We start from the raw sequence: 23,402 nt of genomic DNA on the forward strand, positions 1-23,402 counted from the left end.
CGTATCACTGAGTCAGGGTTGCCGTGTGTAACCGAGGTGCCCGCGGACTCAGTCCCGGGCAGGCGTACAGCGTCGCTTCGTCGTCCGGCAGCATCGCGTCCGGACAGCGGGGTGCGCCTTGGCGAAGAGGCACACATGGTCGAGATCAGGCAGTACGAGCACTACGTGGGCGGCAACCCGGAGGTGGAACGGCTCATCTTCGAGCGGCTCGCCTGCGATCTCATGCGGGTCCAGCTCAAGTCCAGGAAGCGCAGCGGCGCCGCCGACATCGCGCGGACGTTCCACGCCAAGGCTGTTCTCGGCACGGAGAACGCGCGACTGACCTTCGTCGACGACCTGCCGTCCGACCTGCGGACCGGCTTCGCCGAACCCGGCGCCGAGTACCCGGTCACCGTGCGGCTCTCCAACGCGAACGGCACCCACCAGCCCGACCACTCCCCCGATCTGCGCGGAGTGGCCTTGCGCATCGCGGCAGGGGCCGACGAGGCGCACGACCTGCTCATGACGAGCTATCCGGTCTCGCATGCGCGCAACGCGCGCGAGTTCGTCGAATTCGCGAAGGCCATGGCGGGCGCCGACTCCACGCCGCGGAAGGCTCTCGCACTGTTCGTCACCCTGCCCCTCGCGGTCGGATGGTCCACGGCCGCGCGCATGCGGCGCAACGTGCGTGCGGGGACGAGCCGCACGGTGCGCAGCCTGGCACTGGAGACGTACTGGAGCCGCGGCGCCATCCTGTGGGGTGACGCCGGGCCGGTGCGTTATCAGCTGGGCCCCGCCGACGGCACTGCGCCGGCCCCCGCCCCCTCCGGCACCGACCCCGATTACCTGAACCACGAGCTCGCACAACGGCTGAACGATGCCGATGTCGTCTTCCACCTGTACGTCCAGCGCTACCTGGATGCCCGCCGAACACCCATCGAGGACGGCGCGGCCGAGTGGAAGGAGGAGGACACGCCTCTCGTGCGGGTGGCGACGCTGACCATCCCGCGCCAGGACATCGCCTCCGCCGAGGCTCGCGCCGCAGCGGCACGGGTCGATCAGATCGCCTTCAACCCGTGGAACACGACGGAGGAGTTCCGGCCCCTCGGAAACCTCAACCGCGCACGCAAGGTCGCCTATGAGGCCAGCAGCGCCCACCGCCTGGGCCACCGGTTCGCCACCGTCGAGCCCCGACGCAACGCCGTACTGGGCGTGCCGTTGCGCGCCGCCTTCCGCGGCCTCAACCGGTTCGTCCCATGGCACCGGCTGCCCACACGCCTCGGTCTGCTGAACCTCGTGGCCTTCCGGCAGAAGTTGCGGCAGAACAACCTGATCGACACCGAGGTCCGCGAGGCTCCGCCCAGAGCCCAACCCGTACCCGAGCCCGTCGACGAAGACATGCGGCTCGCGCGAAGCTACGACGGCACCTACAACGATCTGTCCGCACCGCGGATGGGGGCGGTCGGGTCCGCCTTCGGGCGCAACCTCGCGCCCGTGTACCGGCCGGATCTGTTCGATGTACCCAACCCGGTCACCGTCAGCAGGGAGCTGCTGCACCGCGACGTCTTCCTCCCGGCACGCTCCCTCAACATCCTGGCCGCCGCCTGGATCCAGTTCCAGGTGCACGACTGGGTCAACCACAAGCGCTTCCCCACCGGTACGAAGTCCGTCGAGGTACCGCTCCCTCCCGGTGTCACGTGGACGAACACGCCGGGCGGACGCCCCGAAAAGGTCATGCGCTTCGCCGAGAACGAGGGGCTGCAGCCGGCTGACGGCAAGGGCCCGCCGACGCTCTTCGCCAACGCCGCGTCCCACTGGTGGGACGGCTCGGAAGTCTACGGCGGCGACAAGGACACCGGCATCTCGCTGCGCGAGCCGGACGGCGGTGCCGCCCTGCGCCTGGAGGACGGCCACCTGCCGATCGGGCCGGACGGCCTGCCGCTCACGGGCTTCGCGGAGAGCTGGTGGTACGGCCTGAGCGCCATGCAGACCCTCTTTGCCCGCGAGCACAACGCCGTGTGCGAAGCGCTGCGGCAGGAGTACCCGAGACTGGGCGAGGACCGTGTCTACCACACGGCGCGACTGGTCGTCTCGGCTCTCATCGCGAAGATCCACACCGTGGAGTGGACTCCCGCGATCCTCGCCACCGAAGCGATCGACATCGGGCTGAAGACCAACTGGCAGGGGCCGCCGAAGAAGTGGCTCGAACAACTGGGACTGTGGCTCTTCGAGGCGCATTCGCTGACCGGCATCCCCAAGACCCTGCCGGATCACCATGCCGCTCCGTACTCGCTCACCGAGGACTTCGTCACCGTCTACCGCATGCACCCGCTGCTCCCCGACGACTTCGAGATCGTGGACCACCGGCTCGGCCGGCGTCTGGACACCCTCGGCTTCAACGACGTCCAGGGCGCCGCGGCGGAACCGCTCATGCGCACGGTCGGTCTGGCCAATTCGCTGTACTCACTCGGCACCGCTCATCCCGGCGCGATCACCCTGCACAACTACCCACGCACCCTGCAGGCGTTCGAGCGGGACGGCGAGATCATCGACCTGTCCGTGGTCGACCTGGTGCGCACCCGGCGCCGCGGCGTACCGCGCTACAACGACTTCCGGGCCGGTCTGCACAAGCCGCGCGTGCGGCGGTTCGAGGACGTGTCTTCCGATGCGGAGACGGTCGCGCGCCTGAAGGAGGTCTACCGCGATGTCGATCAGATCGACACCATGGTCGGTCTCTTCGCCGAGAACCCGCCCCAGGGCTTCGGGTTCAGCGACACCGCCTTCCGCATCTTCATCCTGATGGCGACCCGCCGCCTGCAGAGCGATCGCTTCCTCACGGTCGACTTCAGGCCCGAGGTGTACACCCCGCTGGGCATCGACTGGATCGAACGCAATGGCATGACCAGTGTCGTGGTGCGGCACTGCCCGGAGTTGGCGAGCCTCCTGCCCCGCACGGCCAGCGCGTTCGCGCCCTGGCGCCTGGCTACGACGAAGGGAGCCGAAGGCGGTCGCGGTTGAGAGGGCCCGGGGGGCAGGATTCCGCCGACATGGCCGTTTGCCGACACCGGCCTCGACACATCCGCAACCCCGCGCCATCCGCCATCCGTGTGACTCCCGCACGCCCCCGGCTGTCCCGCCGCCCTACGATGATCCGGCTGCGGCCATCGGCGGCGCGGCGATGCGATGCCATACAAATGGAGAGGGAGTTGACGGATGAAGCAGCTGCGCATCCTGGTCGCGGTCGGAGTCCTCGCGCTGGGATCGATCGGTGCGGGAGGCACCGCACAGGCCGGTCCGGCGTCCCCCGGCTGCCCGACAGCGCAGATCTTCGCCACCGACAACACGGCGATCATCACGGATCCCGCCGACCCCCGGCTCAAGACCCGCCTGACGCGCTTCGACCACGAGGTGCAGGCGATCATCTACGCCAACGGCGCGAGGCCCGGGGCCTCGACCCTGCTCGACGGCGTCTTCTGGTCCGGTGACCTGAAGCAGACCACGTACGAGCGCTCGCGCGAGTTCGCCGTCGACAAGGTCGGCCGCGAGGGCCTGCACCACATCGCCGGCGTCATCGCCAAGCAGTACGACCAGGAGTCGGTCCTCACCTTCCGGTGCCTGCCGCGCACCGCCCCGGACACCGACGCGGTCGAGATCCGGGCCGACGGCGTCAGCTCGACCCGCCTCCACGACGCATTGCTCGCCGACCCCGAGGCCCGCGACCGGCTCGGTGGCGGCTCGGTCGCCCTCGACGGGCAGCTCATCCTGGTCGCCCCGCTCGACGACCTGGCGCTGGCCCGGAAGTTCACCGCCACCCTCGGCGTCGACTGGAACACCGCCCAAGTCCGCTACGGGGACGAAGAGTTCGTCGCCTGAGTCGTCGCGTCCGCGGGGCGGGGGCAGGGGCAGGGCGTTTCGCCCAGTGGAGCCGGGATCGGCTCTGGGCCCGGCTCCACCGCGTCACAGGTGGCCGCTGCACGGCGCCCCCGGTGCCGTGCGGGCAGCTGCTAGAGCCGCTGGTAGGTGCCCACCAGAGTGCCGCTCGCGAGTTCCCTGCCCTGCACGGCGCTGTGCACCGCTTCCACGCTGGGCCGCTCGCTCAGCCGGACGGGCAGCGACAGCGCGTACAGACGGAAGAAGTAGCGGTGCGGCCCGTGTCCGGGCGGTGGCATCGGCCCGCCCCAGCCCATCTGCCCGAACCCGTTGGGCCAGGACCGCCCGCCGTGCGGCTCCTGTCCCTCCTCCACCCCGCCGGTCCACGGATCGATGCCCGTCACCAGCCAGTGCAGGAAGGTGGCTCCCGGCGCGTCCGGGTCCTCGCACAGGAGCAGCAGCTCCGCAGTGCCCTCGGGCGCGGCCGTCCACGTCAGGGGCGGCGAGATGTTCTCGCCCTCGCCGCTGTACCGGCGGGGGATCTCCGCGTGGTCGGCGAAGGCGGAGCTGGACAGCTGAAGTCGGGTCATGGCGGCGGCCCTACCCGCCCCTGCCGTCCCCGTACCGGCTCGATCCCCCGACCAACCCGACCGGCCGAGCCCCCGTCTTCCCTGTGCCGGGCCGACCGGCGGGGAACGCGTCCTCATGCATACGGCCCACTCCGTCATGCGGCAGGCTCCCGATCCTGTGATGCTGGCCGAGACCCGGGTGCTGGCCCGTCCGCGGCCGTCGCCGTGTACGACAGGCGGAGGAGGAGTCGTGGCACCTGTCGCTCGGATTCCGTTGGAGGGCGGGGGCTACGTCCTGTTCGAGGCTCAGCCCACGACGGAGGGGCCGGTGAAGGCCGGCCGCATCGGCGATGCCATCCATGGCCTGCCGGAAACCCTGCAAGAGGCGCTCGGTCCGGTCACGGAGGCGGCGCGCGTGACCCTCGACCAACTACGCAAAGCCAGCCCCGACGACATCACGGTCCAGTTCGGCATCGACCTCTCGATCGCCGCCGGGGCCGTGATCACCAAGACCGGCGCGGGCTGCCATTTCACGGTGACCATGGCGTGGAAGCGAAGTGATCCCGGCCATCCTCGCACCGCCTCCGAGCGGCTGGAGTGACCGCGTGAACGGCGCCGACACCCCGCTCCAGGGACCGGGCGGCGACCGTACACCAGGGCTGCCGCCACTGGCGCACCGCGTCCTGGCGGCCCTCGAACCACCGAACTCGCCTCACTGCTCGCCGTCCAGGCATATCGCACCAGCGCCACTCGCGACTCGGTCGAAAGCCTGGAGACCGCCGCGGCCCTCCCGGTGCACACACCGTCGCCACCGCCGGCCTCGACAAGAGCGCGCGGCTGTGGAACGCCGTCCTCCCCCGACCCGCCGAGGCGGTCAAGAGGATCTGCCGCGCCGCCGACCGTGATCTCACCCCGGAGGAACGGTATCGACGTATCTGCGGGGCCGGTCGGCCGACCCGGTGTGCCCGGCGGGGTGACCGGCACAGATGAGCTCCGGCCGGGGGTCTTGCTTCAGACGTCCGACGGACTCATTATGTGCGTCCAACGGACGCACAGGGGAGGCGGCGGGGCGTGCACCAGGCGACGAGCGCTCAAGGGCAGCACGGGACGGACACGGGGACGGGCCCGGCGACGGAGCCCGGATCCCCCGCCTGGTGGCGGGCCCGGTACGCCGAACGCGACCGCCGCAGGCCCCGCCAGGGCGGGCTGACGCTCGATCGGATCACCGCGGGCGCGCTCGAACTGACCGACCGCGAGGGCCTGGAGGCGCTCACGATGCGCCGGCTCGGCGACCACCTCCAGGTCCGCCACACCTCCCTCTACCGGCACGTGGCGAGCCGGGAGGAGCTGCTGATCGAGACCGTCGACCACATGCTGGGCGAGATCCGGCTGCCCTCGCTCGACGGGGACTGGCGGGCCGCTCTGGAGCGCGGGGCCCGGGAGTTCCGCCGGGTCCTCGCGGCGCACCCGGCGGTCGTCCCCCTGCTGACCACCGGTCAGCTGCTGGGTCCCAACGCCCTGCGGGCCCGCGATCACGCCCTCGGACAGCTCCTCGCCCACGGGTGGGCCCCGCGGTCCGCCGTCCACGTCTACCTCACGGTCACCCACTTCGTGATCGGTGCCGTCGTCCTCGACTCCGGCGGCGCGGCCCGCACCGCGGGGCAGCGTGCCGCGATGGCCGAACTGTTCGCCGCCCTCTCCCCCCGTACCCACCCGGTGGTGCACCGCCACGCCGAACTGCTCAACTCGCTCGACTCCGATACCGAATTCGAGTTCGGCCTGCGGGCCCTGCTGCACGGGCTGGGCCACCTGCACGCCGAGGGGGACACGGCATGACCGGCGCCCGCGTCCTGCCGCCGCTGCGCCGCTGGACCGAGGGCGGCAGCACCCTGCGGATCGGCGGTCACTCGGTCTTCGTACGCCAGGACGGGCCCGCGCACGGCGCGCCCGTCACCCTCGTCCACGGCTTCCCGACCTCCTCCCACGACTGGGCCGCCGTCGTCCCGGCGCTCGTCGCGGCCGGACTCCGGGTCACCACGCTGGACCTGCTCGGCTTCGGGGAGAGCGACAAACCCCGGCGCCACCGCTACTCGGTCCTCGACCAGGCCTCGCTGGTCGAGGAGGTCTGGCGCCGGTGCGGGATCGACGGCACCGCCCTGGTCGCGCACGACTACGGGGTGAGCGTCGGCCAGGAGCTGCTGGCCCGCGACCCGGCCCGGATCACGCGCACGGCCTGGCTCAACGGCGGCCTCTACCCCGATCTGCACCGCCCCGTACCGATCCAGCGGCTGCTGCACGGCCCGCTGGGCCCGCTGCTGGCTCCCCTCACCACGGAGCGGCGGTTCGCCACGACCCTGCGCGCCGTGCTGGGACGGCCGGTCCACGACGAGGACGTACGCGACCTGTGGGCGGCCGCGTCCCGCGCCGACGGGCACCGTCTCGCCCCGCGACTGCTGCGCTACATCGACGAGCGCCGCCGTCACGCCGCGCGCTGGACCTCGGCCCTGGAGGGCTTCCCCGGGCCCGCGCTGTTCGTGTGGGGACCTGCCGACCCGATCAGCGGGGCCCACGTACTCCGTCGGATCCGGGCCCGCATGCCGCGGGCCCAGGTCGTGGAGCTCACCGGGCCGCAGGCGGTCGGGCACTACCCGCAGCTGGAGGATCCCGCAGCCGTCGCGGCAGCGCTCACCGCGTTCCTGGCGCCCTGAGACGGGCCCGCGACCCACCGCCGGGAACGGCTCGTCCGGCGCTGCTTTCGGCCCACGAAGCACCGCTTAACGGAAATACCGACCTGATCCGAACGGATACATGCAGGTCTCACCCTTTAGCTACTTCTGAGTCACCTCCACGGTCAGGTAGCGTCCGGAACCGCTTGATCCGCTTCAGCGTTCCCGCCCCCCGATGAGGACTCATGCCCGCCACCTTCGACGCCCCGATCACCGCTCTCCTGGGGCATGGCCCCACGGGCGATGCCACCCCGCGCTCCGCCGGAGGGAAGCCATCTCGCATACCGGATGGAGGAGCGCCGGCCTCTTGAGATTCCGGATCAATCGTTCGAGCAACACGCCCGCGCACCCGTCCCCGGAGGACCCGGCACCCGCCCCGGCCGTACACACCGTCGAGCCGGAGGTCGTCGAGCCAGGGGTCGTAGAGGCACCTCTGTCGGCCCACGAGACGGCCCTCGTACGCGCCTCCGTCGCCGTGGTCGAGCCACTTGCCGCGGACATCACGGTCTACTTCTACGCGATCCTCTTCGCCCGCTACCCCGAGGTCCGTCCGATGTTCCCGCCCGGGATGGACGCCCAGCGCGGCCGCCTGCTGCGCGCGCTGCTGCGCATCGTGGACCTGGTCGACGACCCGGAGAACCTGGTGCGCTTCTGCGGACACCTCGGGCGCGATCACCGCAAGTTCGGCACTCTCGCCGCGCACTTCCCGGCCGTGGGCGAGTGCCTCCTCGACTCCCTCGCCCGCTACGCCGGTCCCGCGTGGACCCCGGACATCGCAGCCGCCTGGACCAAGGCCTACGGCGCGGTCGCCGATGTCATGATCAGCGCGGCCGAGCAGGACGAGGCGGTACGGCCCGCCGTGTGGCCCGCCACGGTGGTGCACCGCGTCCCCCGCGGACACGGCATCGCCGAGATCACCGTGCGGCCCCACTTGCCCTACCCGTACGCCGCCGGACAGTACGTGAGCGTCGAGACCCCCTGGTGGCCGAAGCAATGGCGCTACTACTCCCCCGCCAACGCACCACGTGAGGACGGCACCCTCACCTTCCACGTGCGCGCAGTGGCCGGTGGCGCGGTCAGCAACGCGCTGGTGCACCGAGCGGCGGTGGGCGACGTGGTCCACCTGGGCGCCCCGATGGGTGACATGGTGCTGGACGCCGCCGTCCACAGCGACCTGCTCTTCGTGGCCGGCGGCACCGGCCTCGCCCCGATCCGCGCGCTCGTCGAGGAGATAGCCCGTCGCGGCGGGCGCCACCAGGTGGACCTGTTCCTCGGCGCCCGTACGGGTGCCGAGCTGTACGGGGTCGACGACATGCTCCGGATGGCCCAGCGGCACCACTGGCTGGCCATCAGGGGCGCGGTCTCCCATGAGTACGTCCCCGGGATCCGGGGGTCCCTGCCGGAGGTCCTGACGGAGTACGGACCGTGGTACCAGCACGACGTCTATCTCAGCGGCCCGGTCCCGATGGTCGTCTCCGCCAGCGAGACGCTCACGCTCAACGGCACCTTGCCCGAGCACATCCATCACGACCCCTTCGACACGTTCACCGGGCCCGGAACGGCGTTCGCCGGACGGCCGTGAACACCACCGGTACCCGCGCTCGGCCGTTCTCGCCGAGCGCGGGTACGGGGCGACTACTGGAGTTGCTCGGTCCTGCTGGCGACGAGCTGGCCCTCGGCGAATCCCTCCACGCGGGCCGACTGCGCGGTGGCGGCGTCCTGGACGGTCACATCGGCCTGGCCGTCTGAGAGGTCGACAGACGCGCGGGGACGCTGATCGAGGTACACGTCCAGACGGTCGATGTTGACGGCCTTGACCTTGAGCCGCAGGGCGCCTCCGGCGGGAGTGGCGTCGGTGATGGAGACGGCGTGCGGGGTCAGGCCCTTGAGGATCTCGCCCGCTCGCTCGAGGAGGTCGGCGTTGCCCTCCAGCAGGTCTCGGCGGGTCATCCGGTGGAGCTCGTCGGGCGTGATCCCGAGATCCTCCACGGGTGTGCCGGAGTTGGCTCCGACCCGCAGGGTGCGGCGGATCGACACCCGCATACCGGCCCCCTTGGGGAGGGGCACGTACGGCGAGTGCGGATCACCCTCGAGGAGTCCGACCAGGTCCTCGTGCGTCCAGACGTTCGCGCCGCCGGCACCGGTGTTCTCGTCGGTGCCGAGGACCGGGCCGATCCGGTGGTCCTGGAAGCCGGCGGCGAAGATGTCGGTCGCCGAGTAGCAGCGGGCGTTGGTGATGAGGACGACCGGGCCGAAGTACCGCTGGCCGATCGCGTTGGCGCCCTTCTCGGGGGTCAACGGGAACGCCCCGGAGAAGGCGGAGCCGATCTCGACGGCTTGGTCCAGGGACGGCACCCAGGCCCCCAGGCTGTCCTGCTCCGCACGACAGATCCGCAGGTTGAGCGGGGTGTTGATGAACTGCGCCGGTTCGGGGGTGATCCGGCGGGGCGTGAGGGCCTACAGGGCGAACTCGGCGTTGTAGATGACGCCGCCGCCGTTGCCCCGCACGTCCAGGATGAGACCGCTGTCCGGCAGCAGGCCGATCAGGCGGACGAACTCCTCGATGAATCCCGGCACATCGCGAACCATGAAGGTGAAGATCCGCAGGTGGCCGAAGGTGCCGGAGGCCGTACGCACCTCCTGCGCCCGGAAGACCGACGGCATCCTGGTGGCGATCTCGCCCGCCAGTGGTTCCGGCCCGGGCCGGCCGGCTCGGAGAGCCTTCTCCTGGGCGACGACGCGCGGTGCGAACAGCAGGGACCTGGCGCGGTTGGCCTCGTCCACGTCGAGATCCAGGCCCTGGGCCAGAGCGATGCCGCTGGGTGCCTCCAGAGCCGTGCCCATGCCCCTGGGTGCCTCGGCCGTGACGAAGACGGGAAGGTTCTCCACGACCCGCCAGCTCTCCCGCAGCTCGCGCTGGGTGCCACCGTCGTCGAGGTAGCTGACGGTCACCCACTCCTCGAACGGAGGCAGGTGCATGACCAGCGGCCGAACGGTCAGCGACTGCACGCCTCGGCTGCGACGCGCCGCGTTGTTGCTTCCGGCGAAGCGGGCGGCGTTGAGGTCGACGGCCACGGCGATGGGGATGCCGCTCCAGTGCGTGATCTCGACGCCGGGCTTGAAGCCCGGGGCGGAGAAGCCCTCGGCCACGTGGGTGACCATGAAGTGCTCGCCCCGCTGATCGGTGTACCGCTCGACGAGGAAGGGCAGGAAGGCGACCCTGCGGGCGAAGGGATCGGGGAGCAGGTAGTTGGTGTGGAGGTCCCTGACCGAGTGGAAGATCTCCGACATCTCGGCGTGGAACGTCCACTCCGGGGGCATGGTCGCCTCCGTCTGCCGGTCCAGTCGGCGGCGCAGGACCCGCAGGCGCTGCCCCGGGTTCACGGCGTGCATCGCCATCTTGAGGGGCAGGTGGACGTAGTTCTGCTCCAGCAGGATCTGCGCCTGCTCGACGATGACTCGGCGGTCGTCGAGTGTCAGGGTGCCCGCACCGACGAGGAAGTCGGCCAGTGCGGAGGCGCCGGCCAGGTGGTCCCGGACCGGTTCGGCGGCCTGGAGGACGAAATCTGCGGTGGGGCTGTCGGCTGGGTGGGCCATGGTGCCTCCCGAGGAGGGGACGAGTTGGAGCCTCTCGGCCTGAGTTATCGGGCCGCGTCCGTCCTCGAATAAGTTGCACACCCCACCATTCGCCCGAATGGACGCGGTGACGGGACGAGTCTCCGTGCGTAGGTGACGTTTCCCCGGTCGGTGACGGGCGGCTCTGTCCGCCGCCCCGGGCGACGTGCGGGCCGTATCGTGCCGTGCCACCCTGTTCACAGGCATGGATCGAGGCCTCGGGAGAAGGCAGCCGCGACGAACGGAGCGCGCTGTGGAAGATCCGACCCGCTTCGCGACGATGCGGCGCCGAGTGGCCGCCGGCTGCGCCGCCCTGCTGTTGGTGGCGCTCGCGTCGGGTACGGGCGCCCGAGCGGCCCCGTCGCCCTCGCCCTCCCCGTCGCCGTTGCCGTCCGGCGCCGGAGATCCGGGCCGGCTCGATCCGCGCATCACGGAGATCATGCGGAAGCCGGAGTACCGCAATGCCCAGTGGGGGCTGCTGCAGACCGGACCGGACGGCAAGCGGGTGCTGCACAGCCAGTTCCCCGGGCAGTTCTTCATCCCCGGTTCCACCGCGAAACTGTTCCCCGTCTCCGGCACGTGGCAGACCCTCGGCGCGGACCACCGTTTCGTGACTCCCGTCTACGCGGTCGGCGAGCGGAACGGGGCCACGCTGGTCGGCGACCTCGATCTCGTCGCCCAGGGTGACCTCACCCTCGGCGGCCGGACGCGCCCCGACGGCACGGTCGCGTACACCGACCTCGACCACACCTACGCCAACGACTTCCCCGGGGCGACCCTCACCCCGGAGAACCCGCTCGCCGGGATCGACCAGCTCGCCCGGCAGGTCCGCGGTTCCGGCATCACCCGCGTCGACGGCGACGTGATCGTCGACAGCCGGCTCTTCGCCCCCGACCCGGTCCTCGACCCCACCCCGACACCCCTGATCATCAACGACAACCTCATCGACCTGCTGACCACACCCGGGGACCGGCCGGGCGCGGACGCGCGGCTGGCCTGGCGACCGAAGGTCGCGCCGTACGAGGTCACGTCCACGGTGAAGACCGTCGCGGCCGGGAAGCCGACGGCCGTCACGGTGACGGCCACCGACGGCGGCACCAGGATCCGGCTGTCCGGCACGATCGCTGCGGACGCCGAGCCGCTGCTGCGCACCTCTCCCGTCACGGACCCGGCCGCGTTCGGCCGGACCGCGCTGATCGAGGCGCTCGCCCGGGCCGGGGTGGAGGTCACCGCCGCCGCGACGGGTCCCAACCGGGTCGCCCGGCTGCCGCGCGACTACGACGGCCGTCCGCGGGTGGCCGCGTACACCTCACCGCCGTACGACCAGTACGCCAAGCTGATCCTCAAGGTCAGCCACAACCTGGGCGCCAACCTGAGCGTCTGCCTGATGGCCGTCACGACCGGCAGCCACCAGTGCGCCGACGGCTTCCCGGTGCTCGCCGGCTTCCTGGACCGGGCGGGCGTCGACCGCGAACAGGTGGAACTCATGGACGGCCGGGGCGGCAACCCCGCCGACCGGGCCACGCCCCGGGCTCTGGTGCAGATGCTGGCGTACTGGCAGCGCACTCCGGACGCACGGCGCTTCCGGGAGGCCCTGCCCATCCTCGGCGTCGACGGACTGCTGGCCGAGAACTGCCGGAGCTGCCCGGCGCGCGGGAAGGTATTCGCGAAGACGGGCGCGGCCGTCGGAGGGGACTCCCTCAACGACCGGCTCGCCGTCGGCGCCATCACCATCGCCGGGTACCTCGACAAGGGCGGCGGCAGCTTCGACATCTTCTACGCGGGCGTCAACGGCGCGTCCACGCCGACCGCCGACACGGCCGGTGTCCTGGCCATCGCCAACGACCTCGCCCTGATCGCCGCTTACCTCCAGGAGTCGCCCTGACCGGCCCGGCCGATCGCGTTCGACGACGGGCGTCGCCTTGTTCCGGGTCAGTTTTCGGGGAGGACGCGGCCGTTCTCGTCGAGCGCGGGGTGGATTCGTGCGGGGTCCTGGCTGTTGATGTCGGACGGGCGCGGGCCCTCGGGCCCGTCGGGGCCCCAGCGCAGCAGGCGGCGGGTGCGGACGATCTGGTATACGGTGCCTCGGAATTCCAGCCGGTTGACGCGCCCGGCCCGGAGCGTGTCGGCGGCTTCGGCGTACGCGGCGAGCTCCGCGGCCCGCAGGTCGGCCGCCGCCGCGCCGCCCTTTGCCCCGCCGCCCGTTGCCCCGCTCGCACCGCCGCCCGCCGCCCGGGTGCGGGCGTCGGTGTGCGGGTCGGCGTCGTCGGGGATGTGGCCACGCATGCGCGGCCACATCCAGGTCAGGGCGAAGTCCAGCGACTTGCGGGCGTCGTGGGCGGTCGCATGCGGGCCGCTGACCGGCTTCCAGCTGCTCGCGGTCTGCTCCACCACCGTGAACGTCGGGGGCAGCAGCAGGACGTCCGGGTGGGTCTCCAGTGCCCGCCGCGCGTCGGCGCGCACGTCTTCGGGAAACCTTTCACCGGTGTAGCACAGGCCGCGCAGCGCCAGTTGCTCAACGGCCTGGGAGGGGGTGACCGGCGCGTCCGGGTCCAGGACCAGCCCGTCGTCGATGCCCGGTCCCTTGGCGGCACGGTCCCAGTCGGGGACGAGGGGCTCCGGATCGGTCGGGCGCGGCTGTTCCATGCCGCCCGGGCCGGCGCCCGCGTACTCCTCTGCGCGCACGACCCGGTACCGGGTTCCGGCCACGGCGAGTTCGTCGACCCGCTCGCTCTCCAGCCGGGCGACCGCCGCCAGCAGTGCGCGGCGCTCCGCCCGGTCGTGCGCCTCGTCCTTCGCGCGGAACCACAACCGCGAGTTCAGCCCGTCGCGCGCCTGCTGCGGGCAGCCGTCCGTCACCGCGAGCACCACCCGCCACCGCGGCCCGTCCCCGGCGCACTGCGCCGCCACCCCGAACAACGGGCCGCGCACCACCACATCGCCCGCGCGCGTCACGGCGTCGACCGCGTCGGCTTCCATTGCGGCTTCCACCGGCTCCACCGGCACCCGCACCACCATCGGCCGCGACCCGGCCGGCCCCACATCCCCACGGTCCATTCCCCCATCCTGCCGACCACGGCATGCCACCGCCCCGGATTCGCTGATTCCGCAGCCCTCACCCGTCCCGCCGCGCAGCCCGGTCCGGACATCCGGACAGGGCTCGAACGCCTCACCGGGCAATGCCCCCGAGGTTGGCCGCTTGCTCCGAGGTCCTGGCCCCGGGGGAAGAGGTTCGCGCATGGTGCTGAAGACTGTGGGCATGGAATTCTTCTGCTACCACCGCGACCGTCCCGGCTCCCTGGCGCTGCGTGAAGAGCTGCTGGAAGCACACTGGTCCTACATGGACCGGTACGCGGCGGAGATGATCGCCCGCGGCCCGACCCTCACCGATGACGGCGACGCGCCCACCGGCAGCGTGCACATCGTCGACCTGCCGGATCCCGCCGCCGCCCGCGCGTTCGCCTGCGGCGAGCCCGGCTACCAGGCAGGCGTGTACCGCGACGTGATGCTGCGCCGGTGGCGCAACATGCTGGGGCGCACCATGTGGGACTTCCCCGGTGGCCGGACCGATGGCAACCGGTACCTGGTGCTCGGCCTCGGCACGGGGCAGGCCGCCGACCTCGACGTGCCGCCCGACCAGGACGAGTTGATCGCGTACGGCCCGCTGCTGTCCGACGACGGGGCCACCTGGCTGGGTACGGCGGTGCTGATACGGGCGCCCGACCCGGCCACCGCACGCGCCGTCCTGAACCCGGCCCGGTACGCCGACATCGAGGTTCACCGCTGGCAGTTCGGCGGGCGGCCGTCATGAGACGAGGCGTCGCCGACCTTCCACCGCGACCCTAGGCCGGCCAGCTGACCTGCCCGTTGTCGACCCGCAGTGGATCCGGAATCCGGGCTTCGTGGAACCTGAGGTATCCGATCCCGACCACGTCGTCCCCGAGCAGGTGGGTTTCGTGAGCCCGTGTGGCCAGCCAGCGGAGCAGCTCGCCGACCTGCTCGAACTCGTCCGGGTGGATCTCCTGCCGGGACGTCAGCGACCAGCCCTTCCGGGGCAGGTCCGCGCGGCTGGCCAGCGCCGAGCAGAGCGCACCGCCCACCCGCGATGCCGTGCCGCTCCCGGCCAGCAGGGGATAGGGCTCGTCCTCGATCACCGGGTTCCCCGAGTCGTCCACCACCACGAACGGGAACGCGGTCACGATGGACAGGCGCTCCGGTTGCGGCCCGATCCCCAGATGCCAGCTCAGCTCGGCGAGCTCCTGGTCGGAGAGCTCGTCCCGCAGGTCGACGGCAATCATCAGCTCATGGATGTCACTCACGCGGTGAACCCTACGGACCACGTCTGACAAGGCGATCCGAACCTGTGACGGACGGTACGTCCTCGACCACTTTCGCGACGTCAGACCTCGGTTGCTCGCCAAGCGCTTCATGGCCCTGTCACCGCGCTTCGCGCTCGTGCCGTCGAAGGACCGCCGCCGCGCGCGTACGGTGGACGTATGGCCGGACGGGTACGCCTGTGCAGGCACTGCTGACAGCCGCTGCGGGCGACCGCCCGCCGTGACGCGGTGTCCTGCTCCCACAGAGGAGGGAAGGCAATGCCCGAGCACAGGGTCGGCACACAGGAGGAATTCGAGGCGGCCCGAGAGGACCTGCTCGCGGAGGAGAAGAAACTCACCCGACGCAGCGACGAGCTCGCGCGCAGGCGGCGGGAGCTTCCCTGGGTGCCGGTCGAGAAGGACTACCGCTTCGAGACCGAGAACGGGACCAAGTCGCTCGCGGACCTCTTCGACGGGCGCTCGCAGTTGCTCGTCTACCACTTCATGTTCGGCCCGCCGTACGAGGCCGGATGCACGGTCTGCTCCTCGATCGCGGACACCCTCGCCCCCAACGTGGTCCACCTCAAGGCCCGTGACGTGACGCTGATCTGCTCCTCGCGGGCACCGCTCGACAAGCTCCTCGCCTACAGGGAGCGCATGGGCTGGAGCTTCGACTGGGTCTCCACCATCGGCAGCGACTTCCACCGCGACCTCGGCTTCCTGCATACGGAGGAGGAGCTGAGGCCGTTCCTCGAGGGCGAGATTCCGCCGACCGTGCGGCAGATGGCACGGGCGTCCGGCACCGACGTGCTCGGGTACGTCACCGAGGGGCCCGGGCTGAGTTCCTACGCGCTGTCGGACGGCACCGTCTATCGGACGTACGTCACCACCGCGCGCGGCCTTGAGCTTGCCATGGCCTACTACGGTCTCCTCGACCGCACGCCGATGGGCCGCCAGGAGGATGGCGAGGAGATGTTCTGGCTGCGCCGCCACGACGAATACGGCAAGACCCTTGAACCCCCGATCAGCCTCTGACGAGGCAGAAGGGATGCCCGGCCTAAGCTTCCCCCGTGAACGACACCACACATGGCATACGTATCAGACCAGGCGGCCTGGCCGACGCACCGGCCATTCTGGACATGCTCGACTCCGCGGTGGTCTGGATGAACCAGCGCGGCAACACCGAGCAGTGGGGCACGACACCGTATTCGCAGAAGCCCGGTGGAGTGGCGCGAGTCGAGCGGTACACGACCGAGAACGCCCCGTACATCGCGGAGTTGGACGGAACACCTGTCGGAGCCCTGGTGTTGGACTCCGGGCCCAGTCCGCAGATGCCGATCGCGCCGGCCGGGGAACCCGAGCGGTACGTCCGGCTGCTGGTGTCCGACCGACGGCACGCCGGTCTGGGCATCGGGGCGGCGCTGCTGGCCCATGCCGCCGACGAAACCCGGCGGGCCGGAGTGGAACTGCTGCGGGTCGACTGCTGGGCGGGCGGCGGGGGCGAACTGGTGGCGTTCTACGAGCGCAACGGATTTGCCCCCACCGACCGTTTCCTGTCCGGGGCCTGGCCGGGACAGGTGCTGGCCCTGCGGGTCGGCTGACGGCGCGGTTCCCCACAGCGGGAGACATCGGCGGAGGCCCGCGCGCCTGGGCGCCTGGGCGCCTGGGCGCCTGGGCGAGCGGCCGTACGAACCTTGGAGCGCTGAGTACACATGAGCAGCAACCCCGCCGATGCCCCCGCTCCCCCGCCGACCGGTCCCGGACGTGGGGCCGCCGTCTCCCGTCAGGAATTCGACGCGCTCTTCGAGGCGGTCCGCGCATGGGGCCGGTGGGCCGAAGCCGATCGGGGCGCCTGGAACACGGTGACGGCGGACCACGTACAGAGGGCCGCCGCCCTGGTCCGGTCCGGCACGGTCGTCCCGATGGGGCGGCCCTGGGACACCCGGCCCGGACCGGACAACGCGAAGCCCGCGTTGCACTTCATGTCCGACCTCGGCGACGTGGAGGCCCCGGAACCGTCCACCTACAAGGACTTCCTTGCCGTGGACTACCACGGCAAGGGCGTGAGCCATCTCGACGCGCTGTCACACATCGCCTACCGAGGGCAACTCTACGACGGCCGCGTGGCACGCGAGGTGATCGATGCCGGGGGTGCCCGCTTCGGCGCCGTGTCGGCGCTCGGCCCGCTGGCCACCAAGGGCGTACTCCTCGACCTGCCCGCCGTCCTCGGAGTCGCATGGCTGGAACCCGGGCATGCGGTGCACGCGCGGGACATCCTCGCCGCGGAGGAGGCCCTCGGTGTGACGATCGGCGAGGGCGACGCGGTGCTGCTGCGCTCCGGTCACTTCCGCCGCCGCCGGGAAACCGGCCCGTGGGACCCTGACGCGGCCAGCGCGGGCTGGCACGTCGACGCCATGCCGCTGCTGGCCGAGCGCGCCATCGCCCTGCTCGGCGGCGACGGGGACAGCGACGTACGCCCGTCGCCGGTCGAGGGCCTGCACTCCCCCGTCCACGCGCTCGCCGTCACCGCGATGGGGGTACCGCTGCTGGACAACCTCGACCTCGAAGCGCTCTCCGCCGCCTGCGCGGAGGCGGGCCGCTACGAGTTCATGCTCGTCGTGACGCCGCTGAACGTCCCTGGTGGGACGGGCTCGCCCGTCAATCCGGTCGCGATCCTCTGACGCCGGCCCCGCCGATCACCCGCTGCCATACTCGTCCGGAAAATGCGAGGAATATACTCAAATCTGGCGATCGGTACCGTTCCGGTGAGGGAAGTGGTGCAGATGGGGGTCGTGGGAGACCGCATAGGCCCCGTGCGTTCCCGTGACCGATTTCTGCACGGCGAGTCGGTCGAATCGGTCGAGGGGAGCGTGAGAAGTCCGATCCTGAGCTCGTGGGAGCGCAGCAGGCTTCTGGGGCTGTCACCGGACCAGTCCGAGCTTCCCTTCACGCAGGACTTCGACCCGGAGGGTCCACTCGTCCGCGCCGCCGGGCCCGTGCTCGACCGGCTGCAGTCCATTTTCGCGGGCAGCCAGATGAACATCTGTCTCGCCGATGGTCGCGGCACGGTGCTGGAACGCCGTTTCGGAGAGAAGTCCATGGTCAGCCGTCTCGCCGCGATCCAGAGCGTCCCCGGTTTCGTATTCGCCGAGCAGGTCGCGGGGACGAACGGCATCGGTCTCACGCTCGCGGAGAGGCGGCTCTGCCAGGTCTACGGTGCCGAGCACTTCGCCGAGCGGTCCCAGTCAAGTGCCTGTACCGCGATCCCCGTTCGCGACCAGCTCAGCGGGCACATCGAGGGCGTCCTGTGCCTCGGCTATCCCTACACCGATGCGGACCCGGCACTGATCCCCCTGGTACGCAGGGCAGCCGAAGCCATCGAACGACGGCTGATGGACCAGAGTTCGGCGCGGGAGCGCGGCCTGCTGCAGGCGTACCTCGACGCCGGGAGCCGTGCCCGGACCAGCGAGGGCGCACGGAACGGGTACCCCGTCGGGATGGAAGAGCTGTTCCAGAGCGACCTGGACCAGAGCGATCAGATGCTCCTCAAGCAGAAGGCCACGGAGCTGATGTCCTCTGCCCAGCGGGCGGCCGCCGAGGTGTCCCTGTCCCACGACCGGCAGGTCACCCTCGTGAGCCGTCCCGTGACGAGCCTCTCCGGGGTGGAGGGCGTCGTCATCGAGGCGCTCCTCCCCGAGGACTCGGAACGGCATGCCCCCGCCCCCACCCCGACCCACACCCCCGCCGTACCGCCGTCCGGGCTCCACCCCCGCGTCACACCCGGTCCGACAACGACGACGGTCCGTACACCCGGCGCAACCGGCGCAACCGACGCACCTGGCTCCGACGAATCCGCCAGCGGCATGGTCAGAGGGCTGGTGCTCGTGGGCGAGCCGGAGGTGGGGAAGTACGCCGTCGCGGCACGACGGCGCCTGGAGTTGCTGGCCGAGGCCAGCAACCGCATCGGCACCACCCTGGACGTGAGCCGCACCGCCCGGGAGCTCGCCGAGACAGCGGTGCCGCGCCTGGCCGACTTCGTCACCATCGACCTGCCCGAGGCCGTACTACGCGGGGAGGAGGCCCCCAACCCCACCACCGAAATGCACCGCACGGTGGTCCACGGCATCCGCGAGGACTGCCCCTTCTACCCGGTGGGAAGCCACATCACCCTTCGCCCGACCACGCCCCACATGCGCTGCCTGGCCACGGGGCAGCCGGTGCTGGAACCCGACCTGAAGGCCGCCTTCGGCTGGATCGCGCAAGACCCCGAGCACGCCGAGTTGCTCCTCAGCCACAACGTCCACTCCCTGATCACCGTCCCCCTCCTCGCCCGCGGCGTCCTCCTGGGCATCGCCAGCTTCTACCGTTCGCAGGACCCTGCCCCCTATGGGGACGACGACCGCTCGCTGGCCCAGGAACTCGCCGCCCGCGCCGCCCTCTGCATCGACAACGCACGCCGCTACACCCGCGAACACACCCTGGCCCTGGCCCTGCAACGCAGCCTGCTCCCGCGCGGCCTTCCCGAGCAGGGCGCCGTCGAGGTCGCCCACCGCTATCTGCCCGCCGAGTGCGGAGTCGGCGGCGACTGGTTCGACGTCATCCCGCTCTCCGGCACCCGCGTCGCCCTCCTCGTGGGCGATGTCGTCGGCCATGGACTGCACGCCGCCGCCACCATGGGCCGACTGCGCACCGCCGCACGCAACTTCGCCGAGCTGGAACTCGCCCCCGACGAACTCCTCACCCACCTGGACAATCTGATGGTGCGCCTCGACCGGGAGGAGGGCGGCGACAATCCCGCCGTCGGCAGCACCGGCATCGTCGGCGCCACCTTCCTGTACGCCATCTACGACCCCACCACACAGCTGTGCACGATGGCCCGCGCCGGCCACCCTCCGCCCGCGCTGGTCCGTCCCGACGGCACGGTGACGCTGCTCGACCTGCCCGCCGGGCCCCCTCTCGGCCTCGGCGGTCTGCCGTTCGAATCGGTCGAGATCCAGCTCCCCGAGCACAGCCAGCTGGTCCTGTACACCGACGGACTCATCGAAGACCGCCATCGCGACATCGACGTGGCCCTCGACGCTCTGAGCCGCGTGCTCGCCCACCCGGACCGCGCCCCCGAGGAAACCTGCCAGGCGGTCCTCGATGCCGTGGCACCCGAACACCCCGGCGACGACATCGCCCTGCTCGTCGCCCGTACCAACGCCCTGCCCCCCGACCGGATCGCCACCTGGGACCTGCCCGCCGACCCGGCCCTCGTCTCCGACGTCCGCGCCGGTGCCATGGGCCAGCTGAGCCGGTGGGGGCTGGACGAGTCCGCCTTCGCCACGGAACTGCTGCTCAGCGAGCTGGTCACGAACGCCGTCCGCTACGGCACCGGACCCATCCGGGTACGCCTCATCCACGACCGCACCCTGATCTGCGAGGTGTACGACGCCAGCAGCACCGCCCCCCGCATGCGTCATGCGGCCATCACCGACGAGGGCGGCCGTGGCCTGTTCCTCGTCGCGCAGCTCGCCCAGGCCTGGGGTACCCGCTACACCACCGACGGCAAGGTCATCTGGGCCGAGTGCGCCCTGGAGGCCGCGTGACCTGCGACCGGTGACCGGCGACCGGCGCATTCGGGCGGGGTAAATGCCCGATATATCCGGCCGGGTCCGCATAGAATCCTCATGCAGTCGGGAAGAACTCGGAGGCCGACCCCCGGAGAAGTCTGTGCATGACGCTCCCGACACCTCGATGAGCCCACCCTCACGCTCCGGCGGAGAACCTCTCGTCCGCATGCGCGGTCTCGAAAAGCGGTTCGGCGGCACTCTCGCGTTGGCCGCGGTCGACCTCGACATCCACAGAGGCAGCGTCCTCGCCCTGCTCGGCCCCAACGGTGCCGGGAAGTCCACCCTCATCAAGGTCCTCGCCGGGGTCCACCACGCCGACGAGGGCGAGGTGACGGTGGCCGGGCACCCGCTCCGCTCCCACGGCGCCGCCCGGAACATGTCCTTCATCCACCAGGACCTCGGTCTCGTCGAGTGGATGTCGGTGGCCGAGAACATCGCCCTGGGCACCGGTTACCCGCGTCGCCACGGGCTGATCTCCTGGCGGCAGATCCGGGAGCGCTGCGAAGAGGCCCTGCGGATCGTCGCCGGGCACCTGGACGCCGACGCCCGGATCGCAGACCTCGCCCCTGCCGAGCGCTCGCTGGTCGCCATCGCCCGCGCCCTGGCGACGCGGGCCGAGCTCATCGTCCTCGACGAGCCGACCGCCACCCTCCCCGCCGCCGACTGCGCCCGGCTGTTCCACGTACTGCACACCCTGCGCGACCGTGGACACGGCATCCTCTACGTCAGCCACCGGCTCGACGAGGTGTACAAGGTCGCCGACACGGTCGCCATCCTGCGTGACGGCCACCTGGTCGAGGCGGGTCCGCTCACCGGATACAGCCCCGCCCGTCTGGTGCGCGCCATCGTGGGCCGCGAAGCGGCCGGCTACGCGCCCGCCAGCACATCCGCCGCCGGCCCGCCCCTCCTCAGCCTCGACGGTGTGCGGACCGCGGACACCGGCCAGGTCAGCCTGGACCTGCGGAGGGGCGAAATCCTCGGCATGGTGGGCCTGACCGGCGCCGGCCACATGGATGTGGGCCGCGCCCTCGCCGGCGCCCGGCCCATCCTCGCCGGGCGGGCGCTGCTCGACGGCCGGCCGTACCACCCCCGTACGGTCTCCGCCGCGCTCGACTCCGGCGTCGGCTTCGTGGCCGCCAACCGTCAGGAGGAAGGCTGCGCCGCCGAACTGACCGTACGGGAGAACTTCCTGGCGAACCCCCGGGCAGCCGGTGTGCCGGCGTTGCACTGGATCAGCCCCCGGCGGGAACGCGCCGAGGCCACCGCCCTGATCGACCGCTTCTCGGTGCATCCCCGCGACAGCGAGGTGCCGATCGCCACCCTGTCCGGCGGCAACCAGCAGAAGGTCATGGTCGGCCGGTGGCTCCGGGGGAGCCTGCGCCTGCTCATCCTCGAAGAGCCGACCGCCAGCGTGGACGTGGGAGCCAAGGCCACGATCTACCGGCTGCTCGACGACGCGCTCGCCTCCGGCCTGGCGGTACTGCTCATCTCCACCGACTTCGAAGAGGTCGCCACCGTGTGCCACCGCGCTCTGGTGTTCGTCCGCGGGACCGTGCGCGCCGAGCTGACCGGCGCAGCCCTCACGGTCACCGAACTCACCCGAACCGCCTCGGCCATGCCCCCCATCACCGGAGCTGCGACGAGCCGATGACCATCCCTCCCTCGCTCCGATCCCTGCTGGATCGTCTTCACGGGCACCTTCTCGGCACCTACGGCCTCCTGGCGCTCGCCGCCCTGCTCTTCCTGGTCTTCTCCCTCACCCTGCCGAACACCTTTCCCACCCAGGACAACATCTCCTCGATCCTCTCCAACCAGTCGATCCCCGCCATCCTGGCGCTCGGCGCGACGATCCCCATCGCCACCGGCAAGTTCGACCTGTCCATCGGCTACGGCCTCGGCCTCGCGCACGTCATGGTGATGCAGCTCATCGTCGACGAAAGCTGGCCCTGGCCCCTCGCCTGCCTCGTCGTGGTGTGCGGAGGGGCCGTGGTCGGGGCTCTGAACGGTGTGATCGTCGAATTCGGGCAGATCGACTCCTTCATCGCCACGCTCGGCACCGGCAGCATCATGTACGCCTTCACCGGCTGGATCACCGACGGCGCCCGGATCGTCCCCGGCCCGAACGGCCTGCCCGTCTCCTTCACCGACCTCTACGACTCCCGGTTCCTCGGGCTGCCGGTACCCGCCTACTACGTCCTGACCGTCGCGGCCGTCCTCTGGCTGGTGCTGGAGCGTCTGCCGCTCGGCCGGTACCTGTACGTCATCGGCTCGAACCCGCGCACCGCCGGCATCATCGGCATCCCCACCCGCACCTACTCCGTCTACGCCTTCGCCGGGTCGGGCCTGGTCGTCGGCTTCGCCGGTGTCCTGCTCGCCGCCCAGCAGCAGACCGGCAACCCAAGTGTCGGGCTGGACTACCTGCTGCCCGCCTTCGTCGGTGCTCTGCTCGGGTCCACCACGATCAAACCGGGCCGCGCCAATGCCCTCGGCACCGTCGTGGCCGTCGCCGTCCTCGCGATCGGCCTCGCCGGAATCGGCCAGCTCGGCGCCCAGTTCTGGGCCACGCCGCTGTTCAACGGCGGGACCCTGCTCATCGCCGTCGGCCTGGCGGGCTACTCGGCCCGCCGCCGCCTGCGCGGCGGCGCCACCACGACCCGCCGGTCGCTCGCGGAACCGTCGGCCGCACCGGCGAACGACAGCCACCCCTAGAACCGT

General features: G+C 71.2%; 19 protein-coding genes. 14 read left to right on the forward strand and 5 right to left on the reverse strand.

Annotated elements, in window-relative coordinates; all coding sequences use genetic code 11:
- The first annotated feature begins 135 nt into the window (after window positions 1-135).
- Together ACGFYQ_RS30535 and ACGFYQ_RS30540 are read left to right on the forward strand one after the other, a co-directional pair.
- Window positions 136-2,997 carry a peroxidase family protein gene (locus ACGFYQ_RS30535; RefSeq protein WP_393749395.1) on the forward strand — a complete coding sequence of 954 codons (2,862 nt, stop codon included), beginning with the start codon at window positions 136-138 and terminating at the stop codon, window positions 2,995-2,997.
- A gap of 195 nt (window positions 2,998-3,192) precedes the next feature.
- Complete coding sequence (locus tag ACGFYQ_RS30540) at window positions 3,193-3,852, forward strand: hypothetical protein (protein WP_393749396.1); 660 nt, start codon at window positions 3,193-3,195, stop codon at window positions 3,850-3,852.
- Between the two features lie 131 nt (window positions 3,853-3,983).
- Here the strand turns inward: ACGFYQ_RS30540 and ACGFYQ_RS30545 are convergent, their stop codons facing one another.
- Window positions 3,984-4,439 carry a YbhB/YbcL family Raf kinase inhibitor-like protein gene (locus ACGFYQ_RS30545; protein ID WP_393749397.1) on the reverse strand — a complete coding sequence of 152 codons (456 nt, stop codon included), beginning with the start codon at window positions 4,437-4,439 and terminating at the stop codon, window positions 3,984-3,986.
- 160 nt (window positions 4,440-4,599) lie between these two features.
- Here ACGFYQ_RS30545 and ACGFYQ_RS30550 point away from each other — a divergent pair, with 160 nt between their 5' ends.
- The 4 genes from ACGFYQ_RS30550 (at window position 4,600) to ACGFYQ_RS30565 (ending at window position 8,726) form a co-directional block, all read left to right on the forward strand.
- Window positions 4,600-5,019, forward strand: a complete 420-nt coding sequence (locus ACGFYQ_RS30550) for a CU044_2847 family protein (protein WP_393749398.1) — start codon at window positions 4,600-4,602, stop codon at window positions 5,017-5,019.
- Between the two features lie 470 nt (window positions 5,020-5,489).
- Complete coding sequence (locus ACGFYQ_RS30555; RefSeq protein ID WP_393749399.1) at window positions 5,490-6,254, forward strand: TetR/AcrR family transcriptional regulator; 765 nt, start codon at window positions 5,490-5,492, stop codon at window positions 6,252-6,254.
- Window positions 6,251-7,126 (forward strand): alpha/beta fold hydrolase, encoded by an 876-nt coding sequence (locus ACGFYQ_RS30560; RefSeq protein WP_393749400.1) that lies wholly within the window; start codon window positions 6,251-6,253, stop codon window positions 7,124-7,126. The genes ACGFYQ_RS30555 and ACGFYQ_RS30560 overlap by 4 nt, the downstream gene beginning before the upstream one ends.
- A 325-nt stretch (window positions 7,127-7,451) precedes the next feature.
- Complete coding sequence (locus ACGFYQ_RS30565) at window positions 7,452-8,726, forward strand: globin domain-containing protein (RefSeq protein ID WP_393749401.1); 1,275 nt, start codon at window positions 7,452-7,454, stop codon at window positions 8,724-8,726.
- 53 nt (window positions 8,727-8,779) lie between these two features.
- Here ACGFYQ_RS30565 and ACGFYQ_RS30570 read toward each other — a convergent pair whose 3' ends face one another.
- Together ACGFYQ_RS30570 and ACGFYQ_RS30575 are read right to left on the reverse strand one after the other, a co-directional pair.
- Window positions 8,780-9,499 (reverse strand): S41 family peptidase, encoded by a 720-nt coding sequence (locus ACGFYQ_RS30570; RefSeq protein ID WP_393749402.1) that lies wholly within the window; start codon window positions 9,497-9,499, stop codon window positions 8,780-8,782.
- A 102-nt stretch (window positions 9,500-9,601) separates the two neighbouring features.
- Window positions 9,602-10,741 carry a hypothetical protein gene (locus ACGFYQ_RS30575; protein WP_393749403.1) on the reverse strand — a complete coding sequence of 380 codons (1,140 nt, stop codon included), beginning with the start codon at window positions 10,739-10,741 and terminating at the stop codon, window positions 9,602-9,604.
- 271 nt (window positions 10,742-11,012) lie between these two features.
- Here ACGFYQ_RS30575 and dacB point away from each other — a divergent pair, with 271 nt between their 5' ends.
- Window positions 11,013-12,644 carry a D-alanyl-D-alanine carboxypeptidase/D-alanyl-D-alanine-endopeptidase gene (gene dacB / locus ACGFYQ_RS30580; RefSeq protein ID WP_393749404.1) on the forward strand — a complete coding sequence of 544 codons (1,632 nt, stop codon included), beginning with the start codon at window positions 11,013-11,015 and terminating at the stop codon, window positions 12,642-12,644.
- Window positions 12,645-12,691: 47 nt separating this feature from the next.
- Here dacB and ACGFYQ_RS30585 read toward each other — a convergent pair whose 3' ends face one another.
- Window positions 12,692-13,816, reverse strand: coding sequence for a DUF5954 family protein (locus ACGFYQ_RS30585; RefSeq protein ID WP_393749405.1), 1,125 nt, complete (start codon window positions 13,814-13,816; stop codon window positions 12,692-12,694).
- Window positions 13,817-14,018: 202 nt separating this feature from the next.
- On the opposite strand from ACGFYQ_RS30585, the gene ACGFYQ_RS30590 reads away from it, so the two are divergent.
- On the forward strand, window positions 14,019-14,570 hold the full coding sequence (locus ACGFYQ_RS30590; RefSeq protein ID WP_393749429.1) for a YciI family protein: 552 nt from the start codon (window positions 14,019-14,021) through the stop codon (window positions 14,568-14,570).
- A gap of 31 nt (window positions 14,571-14,601) precedes the next feature.
- Here ACGFYQ_RS30590 and ACGFYQ_RS30595 read toward each other — a convergent pair whose 3' ends face one another.
- Window positions 14,602-15,078: a hypothetical protein gene (locus ACGFYQ_RS30595; protein ID WP_393749406.1), complete on the reverse strand. Its 477-nt coding sequence runs from the start codon at window positions 15,076-15,078 to the stop codon at window positions 14,602-14,604.
- 276 nt (window positions 15,079-15,354) lie between these two features.
- Between ACGFYQ_RS30595 and ACGFYQ_RS30600 the strand changes: the two genes are divergently transcribed.
- From ACGFYQ_RS30600 to ACGFYQ_RS30625, 6 genes are all read left to right on the forward strand, one after another.
- On the forward strand, window positions 15,355-16,110 hold the full coding sequence (locus ACGFYQ_RS30600) for a DUF899 domain-containing protein (protein WP_393749407.1): 756 nt from the start codon (window positions 15,355-15,357) through the stop codon (window positions 16,108-16,110).
- A 35-nt stretch (window positions 16,111-16,145) separates the two neighbouring features.
- Entirely contained in the window at window positions 16,146-16,676 is a 531-nt protein-coding gene (locus ACGFYQ_RS30605) for a GNAT family N-acetyltransferase (protein ID WP_393749408.1), read from the forward strand.
- A gap of 111 nt (window positions 16,677-16,787) precedes the next feature.
- Window positions 16,788-17,756, forward strand: coding sequence for a cyclase family protein (locus ACGFYQ_RS30610; RefSeq protein ID WP_393749409.1), 969 nt, complete (start codon window positions 16,788-16,790; stop codon window positions 17,754-17,756).
- A gap of 102 nt (window positions 17,757-17,858) precedes the next feature.
- Window positions 17,859-20,663 carry a SpoIIE family protein phosphatase gene (locus ACGFYQ_RS30615; RefSeq protein ID WP_393749410.1) on the forward strand — a complete coding sequence of 935 codons (2,805 nt, stop codon included), beginning with the start codon at window positions 17,859-17,861 and terminating at the stop codon, window positions 20,661-20,663.
- A gap of 124 nt (window positions 20,664-20,787) precedes the next feature.
- On the forward strand, window positions 20,788-22,338 hold the full coding sequence (locus ACGFYQ_RS30620; protein ID WP_393749411.1) for a sugar ABC transporter ATP-binding protein: 1,551 nt from the start codon (window positions 20,788-20,790) through the stop codon (window positions 22,336-22,338).
- Window positions 22,335-23,396: an ABC transporter permease gene (locus ACGFYQ_RS30625; protein WP_393749412.1), complete on the forward strand. Its 1,062-nt coding sequence runs from the start codon at window positions 22,335-22,337 to the stop codon at window positions 23,394-23,396. Before ACGFYQ_RS30620 ends, ACGFYQ_RS30625 begins: the two co-directional genes overlap by 4 nt.
- Window positions 23,397-23,402 lie beyond the last annotated feature (6 nt).

It is taken from the genome of Streptomyces sp. NPDC048258 (assembly GCF_043201995.1).
Lineage (GTDB): Bacteria > Actinomycetota > Actinomycetes > Streptomycetales > Streptomycetaceae > Streptomyces.

Bases quoted from the DNA above. Each gene is read 5' to 3' on its own strand.
- ACGFYQ_RS30535 (WP_393749395.1), top strand. From the start codon at position 136: ATGGTCGAGATCAGGCAGTACGAGCACTACGTGGGCGGCAACCCGGAG.
- ACGFYQ_RS30540 (WP_393749396.1), top strand. From the start codon at position 3,193: ATGAAGCAGCTGCGCATCCTGGTCGCGGTCGGAGTCCTCGCGCTGGGA.
- ACGFYQ_RS30545 (WP_393749397.1), bottom strand. From the start codon at position 4,439: ATGACCCGACTTCAGCTGTCCAGCTCCGCCTTCGCCGACCACGCGGAG.
- ACGFYQ_RS30550 (WP_393749398.1), top strand. From the start codon at position 4,600: ATGCTGGCCGAGACCCGGGTGCTGGCCCGTCCGCGGCCGTCGCCGTGT.
- ACGFYQ_RS30560 (WP_393749400.1), top strand. From the start codon at position 6,251: ATGACCGGCGCCCGCGTCCTGCCGCCGCTGCGCCGCTGGACCGAGGGC.
- ACGFYQ_RS30575 (WP_393749403.1), bottom strand. From the start codon at position 10,741: ATGGCCCACCCAGCCGACAGCCCCACCGCAGATTTCGTCCTCCAGGCC.
- ACGFYQ_RS30585 (WP_393749405.1), bottom strand. From the start codon at position 13,816: ATGGACCGTGGGGATGTGGGGCCGGCCGGGTCGCGGCCGATGGTGGTG.
- ACGFYQ_RS30590 (WP_393749429.1), top strand. From the start codon at position 14,019: ATGGAATTCTTCTGCTACCACCGCGACCGTCCCGGCTCCCTGGCGCTG.
- ACGFYQ_RS30600 (WP_393749407.1), top strand. From the start codon at position 15,355: ATGCCCGAGCACAGGGTCGGCACACAGGAGGAATTCGAGGCGGCCCGA.
- ACGFYQ_RS30610 (WP_393749409.1), top strand. From the start codon at position 16,788: ATGAGCAGCAACCCCGCCGATGCCCCCGCTCCCCCGCCGACCGGTCCC.
- ACGFYQ_RS30615 (WP_393749410.1), top strand. From the start codon at position 17,859: ATGGGGGTCGTGGGAGACCGCATAGGCCCCGTGCGTTCCCGTGACCGA.
- ACGFYQ_RS30625 (WP_393749412.1), top strand. From the start codon at position 22,335: ATGACCATCCCTCCCTCGCTCCGATCCCTGCTGGATCGTCTTCACGGG.